Genomic DNA, 12,423 nt, shown 5'->3' with positions numbered 1-12,423 from the left:
TTTTTACTGGGAAATAATGGTGCCCGGGGACGGAGTCGAACCGCCGACACTGCGATTTTCAGTCGCATGCTCTACCAACTGAGCTACCCGGGCACGGATCCCGGCGAGAACCGCGGGCCGTTTCGTGAGGCGTGCCTATAGGCATCAGTTCGGGGTGCTGTCTAGCCCATCATCGTCACTTTTTTTCATCTCGTCCGAAGCGGGTGAGCCGGGGACGCGATAGCCCTCGCCCAGCCATTGCAACAGGTCGCGGTCGCGGCAGGCTTTTCCGCAGAAAGGGCGGGTTTCGGGATGCGAGGGCTGGCCGCAGACCGGGCAGGAAGAGGATTTATGCGACATGGCCAGCCGATATGGCGAGGGTTGCGTCCGCCTTCAAGCTGATCGCGCCGCCACGGCGGCGGGCGAGCGTTTCGATCCAGTCGGTCGCCTTGTGCAATCGGTCGATGATCGCAGGGGCAGCGGTGATCGTCGCCGCGCCGCCATTGCCGTGGCGTTCGGCACGGCGCAGCAGCGCCAGCGCCGCCGTCTCAACGGGATCGGCGCGGAGCAGTTCCATCAGGTTCATGCGCTCGCGGCGGCGGATGATCTGGACGAAACCGAAGCCGTTGACCGCCGTGCGCTCAAAGGGAAGCGGCAGATATTTGTCGATCTGCGCCGAAGCGACGGCGCGCTCGTCCTTGTTGTTCATCGTCGGCAGATCGATGCCGATCGAGCCGGTCAGGCCCATGCGACGGATCGCCTGCGCCGCCAGTTTCGCGCCCTTGGGGCCCAGCTTGGCGGGTGGCATCGAGCCGTCGACGTCGATCAGGATCATGGCGGGCGTGGGGAAGATGCGCAGCGCCGCTTCCTCCGTTCCGATATCGCCGGAGATCGCCTCTTCCATCAGTTCGCTCCAGCCATGGGCTTCGAAGCGGTCTTCCTCATGCGCCGGGCAGGGCACGACCGGAATGCCGGTGGCGCGCAGGCGCTGGAGCAGGCTGGGGGCGGGATGAGCCTTGGAGCCGGGCTGGGCGATGCGCGCCTTGGCGAGCTTGGCGCGGCCCTCTTCCGGTATGGCTTCGCGCAGGATTTCGAGCAGGACGGTGGCGCCCTCCGCGATTTTCGGCGGGATGGGTTCGACCAGCACTTCCTCGCCGGAGATCAGGCGAGCGATGCCCCGTTTCTTCGGGATGACGGTGCGGATCAGCTTGCCCTGCATCACCGAGCCGGCGCGGGCGGCGTCACCCTCGCGTTCGATCTGCGCTTCGACCAGCCGGCCCTTTTCGATCAGCGCGGCGCGGGCCTCGCCAATGCCTTCTTCATAGAGCCATTCGGCCATGTCGGTCAGTCCAGTGGATAGCCCGCTGCCTTGAGCAGCGCGCGGGTTTCGTAAAGGGGCAGGCCCATGATCGCGCTATGGCTGCCCTGGATGGCGCGGATAAGGCCGGCGGCGCGACCCTGGATCGCATAGCCCCCCGCCTTGCCGTGCCATTCCTGGCTGGCGATATAGGCGTCGATCTCGGCGCGATCGAGGCGTTTGAAAGTGACGATATTGGTCGAGAGGCGATGGCGCGCCCTGCCCTCCGCGTCGATGAGGGTGACCGCGCTCAGCACGCGATGACGGCGGCCGGAGAGGATGCGGAGGCACTCCCGTGCTTCCGCTTCGCTCTCTGTCTTGGGCAGGATGCGGCGGCCTGCGGCAACCACCGTATCGCCTGAAAGGACCAGCGCGCCGGGATGGCGTGCAGCGACCAAGGCGCCCTTGTCTGCGGCGACGCGGGCGGCATAGGCAGAGGGGAGTTCGCCTTTCACGGGTGTTTCGTCAAGGTCGGCGGGGTCCACCGCGTCGGGAGACACGCCGATCTGGCCCAGAAGGTCACGCCGTCTGGGAGAAGCCGAAGCAAGAATGAGCCGCATCAGAACAGCGGCTTATTTGAAGCGGTAAGTGATCCGACCCTTGGTCAGGTCGTAGGGAGTCAGTTCGACCAGGACTTCGTCGCCCACCAGCACGCGGATGCGGTTCTTGCGCATCTTGCCGGCAGTGTGGCCGAGGATCTCGTGATCATTTTCAAGCCGTACGCGAAACATGGCGTTGGGGAGAAGCTCCACAACCTGTCCGCGCATTTCAAGCAGTTCTTCTTTTGCCATAATATCCTGGGAAACCGAAAAATCGCGCCGCCATAGCGCCAAAATGCTGAAAAAGAAAGTCAGGCTGAAACGCCGAACGCATCACCGGCTTTTTGAAGGACCGCAAAGACGTGATCGAGCTGATCCGCGTCAAGGCAATAGGGCGGCATGAGATAGATGGTGTTCCCGAGCGGCCGCAGCAAGAGGCCGTTTTCATGCGCAAAGGCACGCAGGCGCGGCGCGAGGTCGGAAAGATAGCCGGCGTCAGGCGCGATCAGGTCGATCGCGGCGATGGCGCCGATCCGGCGCGAGTTGGCGAAGGCGGGATGGCCTGCCAATTTTTCGAGTCGCTCCGCCATGCCCTGGGCCAGAGCAGCGATACGGCCAAGCACATCCTCCTCGCGCCAGATGGCGAGGTTGGCGGCGGCGGCGGCGCAAGCGATGGCGTTGGCGGTGTAGCTGCTCGAATGGTAGAAAAGCCGGGCGCGGTCCGTCGACTTGTGCGCTTCGAAGATGCGCGATGTCGCGAGGGTCACGGCGAGGGGAATCGTGCCGCCGGTAATGCCCTTCGCCACGGCCATGATGTCCGGCACCACGCCCGCCTGCTCGCAGGCGAAGAGGGTTCCAGTGCGGCCCCAGCCGGTCATCACCTCGTCCGCGATGAAGAGGACGTCGTGACGGGCGCAGATCGCCGCCATCTCGCGCAGGACAGAGGCGGGGTAGATCAGCATTCCTCCCGCGCCCAGGATCAGCGGCTCGACAATGAAGGCGGCGGGCTTTTGCGCGCAGGCGGCTTCAAGCGCGTCGAGGGTCGCCTGTTCCGCGCCGGGGGCGGGAAAGGGGATGGTCTCCACATCGAACAGCAGTGGCGACCAGGCGGCGTTGTAGACGCCGCGCTCGCCCACCGACATGGTGCCGATAGTATCGCCATGATAGCTGTGCTGGAGCACGAGGATGCGGTGGCGCGGTTCGGAGAGGCCATCCAGCGCCAGATTGTGCCAATAGCCGAGCGCCATTTTGAGCGCGACTTCGACCGCCGTGGAGCCGCTGTCGGAGAAGAAAACATGGGCCAGCGGATCGCGATCCGCCGCGCGGGGCGCGAGATCGACCAGTCCGCGCGCAACCTCTTCCGCCGGTTCATGGGTGTAGCCAGCGAAGATGAGCTGATCGAGCTTCCCCGCCTGTTCGGCAATGGCCGCCGAGATCCGGGGATGGCAATGGCCGTGGGTCGTCACCCACCAGCTTGAGATGCCGTCGATCAGCGTGCCGCCGTCGGCCAGATGCAGCAAAGCCCCCTCCGCCCGGTCGACATGGGGGATCGGCTCGTTCAGGCCGTGCTGGAAAAAGGGGTGCCAGACAGGAGAGGTCATGGCCGTTGCTTAGGCCGATGACCTCCCTCTGTGCAATGCCGCGCTTATTGAGCGGGCGGGGTAGCCGGAGCAGCGCTCGCGTCCGCAGCCGAGGACGTTGGAGCGGCAGCCTGAATCTTCTGCTGGAGCGCCGGATCAGCGGCAGCGGCCTGGCCGATCTGGTTGAATTTTTCCGGCGGGATGCCCGACGCCTGGAGCGCCGCCAGCATTTTGGGCTGCTTGTCGGCGGCGGCGATCGAGCTGTCCTGCTGGATCTTCGTCACCTCGACGGCGGCGGCGGCGAACTGCTTGATATCGGCGTCCGAGAAATTACTGGCACCAGCCGCTGGAGCGGCAGGCGCCGACTGGGCGGGCGCGGCGGGGGCAGCGGCACCCTGAGCCAGAACCGGAGCGGCAGCGGCCAGCGCGATCGACGCCATACCGGCCTTCAGAAAGATATTATTCAAACCCGACAAATTGCTTCTCCTCAACTTTACCTATGGTTTGAACGCCAAGCTGTGGAAGAGGTTGTCAGGAGAAAAGAGCCATCCGACCAAATGTTGCATTTAAGAGACGGTCAACAGATAAAATGCAGTTAATCGCATGACTCAAACGTTTCGCCGTCGCGAAAATTCATTGCTTTTCCGGAATGAAAAAGGAGCCGGATTCTCTCGTCCGGCTCCTTCTGATTCTCACCAGATCTTCACCCGATCTTGCGGCGCAAGAAATATCTTGCCGCCCGCTTCCGGCTTGAAGGCCGAATACCATTGGTCGAAATTGCGCACCGTGTCGGCGCGATATTGCGATGGCGAATGCGGATCGGTGACGAGGCGCTGGCGCAAATTGGGCTCGCGATAATTGCGCCGCCACACCTGCGCCCAACCCAGGAAGAAGCGCTGGTCGCCGGTCGTGCCGTCGATCACCGGCGCGGGCTTGCCGCCCAGCGAGGCGTGATAGGCGTCGAGCGCCACGGCGACTCCGGCGAGGTCACCGATATTCTCGCCCAGGGTGAAGGCGCCCTTCACATGCGCGCCGGGGAAGGGTTCATAGGCGTCATATTGCTTGACCAGCTTGTCGGTCAGCGCCTTGAAATTGGCGACGTCCTGGTCGCTCCACCATTGGTTGAGCTTGCCCGTCTCGTCATATTTCGCGCCCTGATCGTCGAAATGATGGCTGAGTTCATGGCCGATCACCGCGCCGATGCCGCCATAATTGACCGCCGGATCGGCATGGGGATCGAAAAAGGGCGGCTGCAATATGGCGGCGGGGAACACGATCTCCACCATGCCGAAATTGGCATAGGCGTTGATCTCCATCGGCGTCATGCCCCATTCCCAGCGATAGATCGGCTTGCCGAGCTTGCCCATCTGATAGTCGAACTCAAACTGGTTCGACCGCAGGGCATTGCCGAACAGGTCGTCGCGTTTGACGGTCAGGCCCGTATAGTCGCGCCATTTGTCGGGATAGCCGATCTTCGGCGTGAAGGCGGCCAGCTTCTTATGGGCGCGGGCCTTGGCGGCGTCGCTCATCCATGTGAGGCCATCGATGCGGCGGCCCATGGCGGCGATCACATTCTTGACGAGCTGATCCATCGCCGCCTTGGTTTCGGGCGGGAAATATTTGGCGACATAGGCTTTGCCGACTTCCTCGCCCATAGAACCCTTCAGGAAATCCACGGCGCGTTTCCAGCGGGCCTCACGTTCCGGCGTGCCTGACAGGGCGGTGCCGTAGAAAGCGAAATTCTCATTGGCGACCGCGTCCGGCAGTTGGTCGGCAAAGCTGTGCAGCGTGCGCAGCAGCAGCGCGTCCTTCAGCACGCCGACGGGCGTCTTGGCGATCAACGTAGCCTCCCCAGTGACGGCGCTTGGTTGCGACACCAGAACATCCTTGGGATGGAGCTTGTTGGCGGCGAAATAGGCGGTGAAATCAAAGCCCGGCGCGGCCTTCTGCAATTCCGCCAGCGTCATCTTGTTATAGGTCTTGTCGGCGTCGCGGCTGTCGACCTGGGTCCAGTGGACCCTGGCGACCTCCGTCTCGAAGGCCATCAGCGCGGCGGCGCGGGCCTTGGCGTCCGCTTCACCAGCGAGCGTCAGCATCTTTTCCAGATGCGCGACATAGGCGGTGCGGATCGCCGCCATCTTCGCATCGGGCTCCAGATAGAAATCGCGGTCGGGCAGGCCGAGGCCTGACTGGTGCAGGACAAGGATGTAGGTTTCCGGGTCCTTGTCGTCCTGATTGACGTAGAAGCCGAAGGGGCCGTCAATCCCTGCGCGCGCGGCTTCGGCGGTCAGCTTTGCATAGGATGCCTTGTCCTTCACCGCCTTGATCTTCGTGATCCAGGACTTGGCGGGGTTCAGCCCCCTGGCTTCGACCGTGGCGGCGTCAAGATAGCTGGCATAGGCGGCTCCGATCTTGCTGTTCGGGTCGTTCTGCGCCGCGTCGAGAATGCCCTTGGTCCGCTCGCGGGACAGGTCGTCCAGCGTGTTAAAGGCGCCATAATTGGACTTGTCGGCGGGGATCGGCGTGTTCTTCGTCCAGGTGCCGTTGGCATGATCGTAGAAATCGTCGCCGGGCTTCACCGACTTGTCCATGCCAGCGCTGTCGAAGCCATAGCTGCCATAAGTGGGTTTCATTGCCGGATCGGACTTTACCGGATCGGACTTTGCCGGATCGGTTTGGGCGACGGACGCGCCTGCAACCAGCGCAACTGCCGCCGCGCCGAGGAGGAGATATTTCATCAAAGCTTCCCTTGCTTCATCTGGTCAGGGCGCGTGGACGCACCCATGATGGCCGGGAGTTGAGCGTTCGAAGACGGGGATGTCCATGTCGTTTGTCGAAAAATCTTCGACGCTTGCGGGTTTGGGAGGCTGTTTCCCTCAGAGGATATCATGCCGCTGCAAAGGCAAGAGGATGAGGCGCCTTAAGGCAAGGTGACGGATGCCGCAAAAGCCGTTTTCAGCGTCGCAGCATCCAGCGGATCGAGATATGGCAACCGTCCCAGGCTGGATACCCTCCCCAGTTCCGGAATGATCCGCTCATTCTCTTCATTCGGCTCACCGATGAAGGCGATCCCCGCTATCGAAATGCCCCGCGCCCGCAACGCCTCGATGCTAAGCAAGCTATGGTTGATCGTGCCCAGCCCTGTCCGCGCACAGAGGATGACCGGCGCGCGCCAATGAGCGAACAGGTCGATCATCAACAGCGTCTCGCTGACCGGCACCATCAGTCCGCCCGCGCCCTCCACCACCAGCGGACCGTCCACTTGCGGCAAGGCCAGCCGGTCGAGGCCGATCTCCACCCCGTCGATCCGCGCCGCCAGGTGGGGGGAGGCGGGTGTGGTCAGGCGATAGGCTTCAGGCAGGATGCGCGACGCGGGCAGGCCGGAAAGCGCGGCGACCCGCTCCTTGTCGCCTTGGGGGTCGATGCCCGCCTGGACCGGCTTCCAATAATAAGCGCCCAGCGCCCCGGCTAGGCCCGCCGCGAAGACGGTCTTGCCGATGTCGGTATCCGTGCCGGTGACGATGAAGACGCTCATGTCACTACCTTGCGCAACGCCTCGCCCAGCGCAGCAATGTCGGCGCGGCCGACATTCAGGGTGAGCGAAATCCGCAGGCGGCTGGTCCCCGGCGGCACGGTCGGCGGGCGGATGCCGCGCACGTCGAACCCAGCCTGCTGCAAGGCGGCGGCGGCGGCCATGGCCCGGCGATCCTCGCCCAAAATGACCGGGATGATCTGGCTGCGCGGCGCGGGCAGGCCGAGCGGCGCGCAAATCGCTTCGCCGGCGTCGACCCGCAGCGTCTTCAAACGGTCGCGCAGGTCGCTCGCCTGCTCGATCCGGTCGAGCGCGGCCGAAACCGCAACCGCCATCAATGGCGAGGGCGCGGTGGAGAAGATGAAGGCGCGCGCCCGGTTGATCAGATAGTCGATCAGCAGGCGCGGCCCGCAGATCAGCGCGCCCTCCACCCCCATCGCCTTGCCACAGGTGTGCAAGGTCACGACATTGTGCAGCCCGTCCAGACCCGCCGACAGACCCCGCCCCGACGGCCCGAAAACGCCGGTGCCATGCGCTTCGTCCAGGATCAGCATGGCCTCATGCTTTGCCGCCAGCACCGCCAGATCGCTGAGCGGCGCCATGTCCCCATCCATGGAATAGAGCGTTTCCACGGCGATCCAGACGCGGCCCTTGCCGCCTTCCTGCCGCCAGGCGGCGATCAGGTCGGCAAAGCTCTGCACATCATTATGGCGGGCGAAGACGGCCACAGCCTTTGACATGCGGATGCCGTCATGGACGCTGGCATGGATCAGCTCGTCCGCGACGATCAGGTCGCCCCGCTGCGGCAGGGTGGAAAACAGCGCCAGATTGGCGGCGAAGCCGTTTGCCATGAACAGCGCGCCTTGCGTCTTGAAGAAATCGGCGGCCTTGGCCTCCAGCCCTTCATGTTCGGGCGCATTGCCGCGCAGCAGCCGCGATCCGCCCGAACCCACCGGCACGCCCCGCGCCACGGCGTCGGCCACGGCCTGCGCGATGATCGGGTCGGAGGCGAGGCCGAGATAATCATTGGAGGCAAAGTCCCGCCCGGCGCGCGGCATCAGGCGGCGCAGGCGGCCCCGCTTTTCTAACGCCGCCAGTTGGGAACGGAAAGGTTCGCTGGTCATGGCGCGGCGTATAGGCCCGCAGGGGCGGGCCGGGCAAGCCGGTCGACGGGAGAATCAATTCTCCCGTCGACGGATGGGGAGGAATTTTAGAAGGAGAAGCTCAACGAGAAGGAAGCGACATTGTCGTTGGGATCATCGGCATGCGGGCGGAAGCCGTGCTGGTGGAGATAGCCGATCTCCGCATTCACATTCTTCGCGATCGGGGTGGTGATGGCGATCAGGTTGCGCATCCGCTCCTCGCCCTCGACCCGCTGGAAATTGGTGGTGTTGAGATCGATGAAGCTTTCATGGCTCAACAGCAGCGCGGTCTTGCCGCCTTCCCTGAACGGCAGCACATATTTGACATAGGGGCGCAGCCGCCAGGCGGTGCCGTCCACCCCCTCGCGCCAGCGTTCCTCCAGCCGCAGGCGCGCGCTGAGCTGACCGGGGCCGATCTTGACGATATTGTCGAAGGTCACCTGCTGGCGCCCGCGATGCTCCATCACCGTGAAGTTGCCGCCATTATATTGCGGGTCATGGGTATAGCCGGCCCAGACCGTGACTTTCTTGCTGACCTTGTAGCCGATCAGCGAATTCATTTCGACCTCGTACAGCCCGTCGCGATCATCGCTGAACCGGGCGATGACCTCTTGCGAAAAGCGCCAATGATCGCTCAGCTTCACGGTCGCGCTGGCGGCGGTCCAGAGCTGTTCATCCTCGCTGGCGTGCGCCACGGCCGGAGCGGCCAGCAGGGCGAGCGCAGGCAGCAGTTTGCAGGTCAGTCGCATGATTGTGATTCTCCTCTCGCCATCCTGGCGAACGGGGGCCAACTATGACTATTACGTTACAATCTTGTGACTATATCATTTCTAATTTGTGACATTTCTATCTCCTTGACCCAAAGGCCGTGCCGTCGCCGAAGAGCCTTCAGCACCGCATCCTGCTTCCCGCAAAATAACGGCCCCGCCACTTTGCAGGGCGGAGCCATCGTCCCGTCTTTCCCTTTTCAAGCGGCGAGTTACGCGCCGTGCGCGAGCGCAGCCAACAACAGCAGGGCGACGATATTGGTGATCTTGATCATCGGATTGACGGCAGGCCCCGCCGTATCCTTGTAGGGATCGCCTACCGTGTCGCCCGTCACGGCCGCCTTATGGGCTTCGCTGCCCTTGCCGCCATGATTGCCGTCTTCGATGAACTTCTTGGCGTTATCCCAGGCGCCGCCGCCCGAGGTCATCGAAATGGCGACGAACAGGCCCGAGACGATCACGCCCAGCAGCAGCGCGCCCAAGGCCGCGAAGCCGTTGGGCGTGCCCGCCACCGCCGAGATCGCGAAATAGACGACGATCGGCGCCAGCACCGGCAGCAGGCTGGGGATGATCATCTCCTTGATCGCGGCGCGAGTGACAAGGTCCACGGTGCGGGCGTAATCGGGCCGCGACGTGCCCTCCATAATGCCCTTGTTGGTGGCGAACTGGTCGCGCACGTCTTTCACCACGTCACCGGCTGCTCGACCCACGGCAGTCATGCCCATCGCGCCGAACAGATAGGGCAGCAGCGCGCCAAGCAGCAGGCCAACGATGACATAAGGGTTGGACAGGCTGAAATCGACCGGCTCGGTCAGGCCAAGCGCCGAGTTGTAGAATTTCAGATCCTCCGTATAGGCGCCGAACAGCACCAGCGCGGCGAGGCCCGCAGAGCCGATGGCATAGCCCTTGGTCACCGCCTTTGTGGTGTTGCCCACCGCGTCGAGCGCGTCGGTCTTGACCCGGACGCTGTCGTCCATATGCGCCATTTCCGCGATGCCGCCGGCATTGTCGGTGACCGGGCCATAGGCGTCGAGCGCCACGACCATGCCCGCCAGCGCCAGCATGGCCGTCGCCGCAAAGGCGATGCCGATCAGGCCCGCAAGCTGATGGGCGACGATGATGCCGGCCACGATCACCAGCGTCGGCAGCGCGGTCGCCTCCAGGCTGACGGCCAAGCCCTGGATGACATTGGTGCCGTGGCCGGTTTCCGAGGCGCGGGCGATGCTGCGCACCGGGCGGTAGTTGGTGCCGGTATAATATTCGGTGATCCAGACGATCAGGCCCGTCACCGCAAGGCCGACCATCATCGACCAGAACAGCGCCATGCCGGTATATCCGCCCGACCCGTCCAGATCGGTGCCGAAGCGGGCATTGAGATCGCCCAGCGTATATTGAGTGACCGCGTAGAGCGCCGGGATCGACAGGATCGCCGTGGTCCAGAAACCCTTGTAAAGCGCGCCCATGATCGACTGGCTCGCCCCCAGCCGCACCATATAGGTGCCGATGATCGAGGTGATGATGCACACGCCGCCGACGATCAGCGGCAGCGACATGAGCTGCATCAGGAACGCATTGTCGACGCCCTTCACCAACAGCGCGGTCAGCACCATGGTCGCGCCGACCGTCACCACATAGGTTTCGAACAGGTCGGCCGCCATGCCCGCGCAGTCGCCGACATTGTCGCCGACATTGTCTGCGATCACGGCGGGGTTGCGGGGGTCATCCTCCGGAATGCCCGCCTCGACCTTGCCGACAAGATCCGCGCCGACGTCCGCCGCCTTGGTGAAGATGCCGCCGCCCAGACGCGCGAAGATGGAAATGAGGCTGGCGCCAAAGGCCAGGGCCACCAGAGAGTCGATCACCAGCCGGTCGTCGGGCGCATGCCCCGCAGGTCCGGTCAGATACCAGAAGAACAGGCTGATCGCGAGCAGCGCCAGCCCCGCCACCAGCATGCCGGTGATCGCGCCCGCCCGGAAAGCCACCGTCAGGCCGCTTTGCAAGGACGTGCGGGCGGCTTCGGCGGTGCGGACATTGGCACGGACCGAGATGTTCATGCCGATGAAGCCTGCCGAGCCCGAAAGGATCGCGCCGATCAAAAATCCTATCGCTGACGTCGCGCCCAGGAAGAAGAGGACCAGCCCCGCGACGACGACGCCGACCATGCCGATCGTCATATATTGACGGCTGAGATAGGCCTTCGCGCCTTCCTGAATCGCGCCCGCAATCTGTTGCATGGTTTCATTGCCGGCGGATGCCGCCAGCACCTGTCGACTGGTGAACAGGCCGTAGAGCACGGCCAGCAGGCCGCACCCTATGGCAATTGTGACAATCTGCATGAATGTTCCTCTCCCCCTGTTATGCCTGTCATCGGCCACTCCGCAGGGAATTACGGGCGGGCGAAGGGCGTAAGGGCGGGCGGCCGGATTTCATGCATCCGGCATCGGGCACCGCGTCAATCAGCAACAGGCTCACGCACATCATGCGGTCCTACCGGGGCTGAGAAAGGTCGGGGGTGAAGCTACAGGGCGGACGGGCCGCGTCAACCCGTTACGGCATTGACGCAAATCAGAAAAGTTCAGCCATGTTCCCAGCCGAGCCGGTCGGGCAAGGGCATGGCCACCCCGTCGATCATCAGCGTCAATCCCGTCCCTTGCGAAAACCGCCCGACCGGAATGGCCCGCACCGGGGGCTTCAACGCGGCGGGCAAGGCAAAGAGCAGCTCATAATCATCCCCCGCCCGCGCCGCCGCGATCTGAATCGCATTGCTGGCGCCACGCGCGCTTTCCAGTGCCGGCGACCGCGGGATATGGTCGATGGTGACGGCCAGGCCGCTCGCCGCTGCCATGCGCGAGGCGTCGATCAGCAGGCCGTCGGATACATCCATCATGGCATGGACAAGGGGCGCCAGCAGCGCCCCTTCGGCCAGACGCGGACGCGGACGGCGATAGGCGTCGACCAGAGGTCCAGAGGCGCCCGGCATGGTTCGCAGCAGCTCAAGGCCGATGCCCGCATCCCCCACCGGGCCGGTCAGGTACAGCCGGTCCCCGGCCTTGGCGCCACCGCGCAAGGGGACAGGGCCGGTCGCCTCGCCCAGCGCGGTCAGGCTGTAGCTGCGCGGAGCCCTGTTCGGCATCTGCACCGTGTCACCGCCCAGCAAAGGCATGGCGTGACGGGCCAGAGCCTCCCCCAACCCTTCGAGGAACGCGGCATCCCACGCATCATCGCCGGACAGCGCATAGTTGAGCAGGCAGCCGAGCGGCTTCGCGCCCTTGGCCGCGAGATCGGACAGATTCACTGCCGCCAGCTTCCAGCCGATGTCGGCGGGCGGATCGGCGGGAAGATAATGCACCCCCTCCACCATCGTATCGCTGGTGAGGATCAGGCGGGAGCCGCCGACTTCCAGCACGGCGACATCGTCCTGCAAGCCCTGCGCGGCGGGGTCATTCGCCAGCAGGCGAAGCAGGGTCAGGAAGCGCGATTCAGCGGACATGGCACGGCCGATCCTCTTTAGCGCCTCGCACTCCTGC

At 64.2% G+C, this 12,423-nt stretch carries 12 protein-coding genes and 1 tRNA gene; all 13 read right to left on the bottom strand.

The features are described 5' to 3' along the window. Positions 1 to 17: 17 nt before the first annotated feature. The 13 genes from K426_RS20715 to thiL all read right to left on the bottom strand — a co-directional run bounded on the left by K426_RS20715 (position 18) and on the right by thiL (position 12,386). Positions 18 to 93: transfer RNA gene (locus tag K426_RS20715), tRNA-Phe, on the bottom strand. A 51-nt stretch (positions 94 to 144) separates the two neighbouring features. Further along, a complete protein-coding gene (locus K426_RS30480) occupies positions 145 to 339 on the bottom strand; it encodes a DNA gyrase inhibitor YacG (RefSeq protein ID WP_082748736.1) in 195 nt (64 codons plus the stop codon). Beyond that, positions 329 to 1,318 carry a ribonuclease gene (locus tag K426_RS20710; protein WP_066561038.1) on the bottom strand — a complete coding sequence of 330 codons (990 nt, stop codon included), beginning with the start codon at positions 1,316 to 1,318 and terminating at the stop codon, positions 329 to 331. The genes K426_RS30480 and K426_RS20710 overlap by 11 nt, the downstream gene beginning before the upstream one ends. Before the next feature lie 5 nt (positions 1,319 to 1,323). Next, positions 1,324 to 1,896, bottom strand: coding sequence for a Maf family protein (locus K426_RS20705; protein ID WP_066561036.1), 573 nt, complete (start codon positions 1,894 to 1,896; stop codon positions 1,324 to 1,326). Positions 1,897 to 1,908: 12 nt separating this feature from the next. Then, on the bottom strand, positions 1,909 to 2,127 hold the full coding sequence (infA, locus tag K426_RS20700) for a translation initiation factor IF-1 (protein WP_003049127.1): 219 nt from the start codon (positions 2,125 to 2,127) through the stop codon (positions 1,909 to 1,911). Positions 2,128 to 2,186: 59 nt separating this feature from the next. Further along, positions 2,187 to 3,476 carry an adenosylmethionine--8-amino-7-oxononanoate transaminase gene (locus K426_RS20695; RefSeq protein WP_066561033.1) on the bottom strand — a complete coding sequence of 430 codons (1,290 nt, stop codon included), beginning with the start codon at positions 3,474 to 3,476 and terminating at the stop codon, positions 2,187 to 2,189. A 44-nt stretch (positions 3,477 to 3,520) separates the two neighbouring features. Continuing rightward, positions 3,521 to 3,931, bottom strand: a complete 411-nt coding sequence (locus K426_RS20690; RefSeq protein WP_066561030.1) for a DUF4168 domain-containing protein — start codon at positions 3,929 to 3,931, stop codon at positions 3,521 to 3,523. Between the two features lie 216 nt (positions 3,932 to 4,147). Continuing rightward, positions 4,148 to 6,193 carry a M13 family metallopeptidase gene (locus K426_RS20685; RefSeq protein WP_066561024.1) on the bottom strand — a complete coding sequence of 682 codons (2,046 nt, stop codon included), beginning with the start codon at positions 6,191 to 6,193 and terminating at the stop codon, positions 4,148 to 4,150. 182 nt (positions 6,194 to 6,375) lie between these two features. Next, entirely contained in the window at positions 6,376 to 6,990 is a 615-nt protein-coding gene (gene bioD, locus K426_RS20680) for a dethiobiotin synthase (RefSeq protein ID WP_066561021.1), read from the bottom strand. Next, positions 6,987 to 8,111 carry an 8-amino-7-oxononanoate synthase gene (locus K426_RS20675; protein WP_066561020.1) on the bottom strand — a complete coding sequence of 375 codons (1,125 nt, stop codon included), beginning with the start codon at positions 8,109 to 8,111 and terminating at the stop codon, positions 6,987 to 6,989. Before K426_RS20675 ends, bioD begins: the two co-directional genes overlap by 4 nt. Before the next feature lie 86 nt (positions 8,112 to 8,197). Then, on the bottom strand, positions 8,198 to 8,878 hold the full coding sequence (locus K426_RS20670) for a DUF2490 domain-containing protein (RefSeq protein WP_145907445.1): 681 nt from the start codon (positions 8,876 to 8,878) through the stop codon (positions 8,198 to 8,200). A 230-nt stretch (positions 8,879 to 9,108) separates the two neighbouring features. Next, entirely contained in the window at positions 9,109 to 11,232 is a 2,124-nt protein-coding gene (locus tag K426_RS20665; RefSeq protein WP_066561018.1) for a sodium-translocating pyrophosphatase, read from the bottom strand. 239 nt (positions 11,233 to 11,471) lie between these two features. Further along, on the bottom strand, positions 11,472 to 12,386 hold the full coding sequence (gene thiL / locus K426_RS20660) for a thiamine-phosphate kinase (protein WP_066561017.1): 915 nt from the start codon (positions 12,384 to 12,386) through the stop codon (positions 11,472 to 11,474). Positions 12,387 to 12,423: the final 37 nt, after the last annotated feature.

The sequence above is a fragment of the Sphingobium sp. TKS genome, assembly GCF_001563265.1.
Classification (GTDB): domain Bacteria; phylum Pseudomonadota; class Alphaproteobacteria; order Sphingomonadales; family Sphingomonadaceae; genus Sphingobium.
The sequence above is the reverse complement of the archived record's forward strand: the minus strand, read 5'-3'. Positions and strand labels throughout refer to the sequence as shown.

What these genes read in the sequence shown, in the direction of transcription:
- K426_RS20670 (WP_145907445.1), bottom strand. Translation starts at nt 8,878, where the DNA reads ATGCGACTGACCTGCAAACTGCTGCCTGCGCTCGCCCTGCTGGCCGCT.
- K426_RS20695 (WP_066561033.1), bottom strand. Translation starts at nt 3,476, where the DNA reads ATGACCTCTCCTGTCTGGCACCCCTTTTTCCAGCACGGCCTGAACGAG.
- K426_RS20705 (WP_066561036.1), bottom strand. Translation starts at nt 1,896, where the DNA reads ATGCGGCTCATTCTTGCTTCGGCTTCTCCCAGACGGCGTGACCTTCTG.
- bioD (WP_066561021.1), bottom strand. Translation starts at nt 6,990, where the DNA reads ATGAGCGTCTTCATCGTCACCGGCACGGATACCGACATCGGCAAGACC.
- K426_RS20710 (WP_066561038.1), bottom strand. Translation starts at nt 1,318, where the DNA reads ATGGCCGAATGGCTCTATGAAGAAGGCATTGGCGAGGCCCGCGCCGCG.
- K426_RS30480 (WP_082748736.1), bottom strand. Translation starts at nt 339, where the DNA reads ATGTCGCATAAATCCTCTTCCTGCCCGGTCTGCGGCCAGCCCTCGCAT.
- K426_RS20675 (WP_066561020.1), bottom strand. Translation starts at nt 8,111, where the DNA reads ATGACCAGCGAACCTTTCCGTTCCCAACTGGCGGCGTTAGAAAAGCGG.
- thiL (WP_066561017.1), bottom strand. Translation starts at nt 12,386, where the DNA reads ATGTCCGCTGAATCGCGCTTCCTGACCCTGCTTCGCCTGCTGGCGAAT.
- K426_RS20665 (WP_066561018.1), bottom strand. Translation starts at nt 11,232, where the DNA reads ATGCAGATTGTCACAATTGCCATAGGGTGCGGCCTGCTGGCCGTGCTC.
- K426_RS20685 (WP_066561024.1), bottom strand. Translation starts at nt 6,193, where the DNA reads ATGAAATATCTCCTCCTCGGCGCGGCGGCAGTTGCGCTGGTTGCAGGC.
- infA (WP_003049127.1), bottom strand. Translation starts at nt 2,127, where the DNA reads ATGGCAAAAGAAGAACTGCTTGAAATGCGCGGACAGGTTGTGGAGCTT.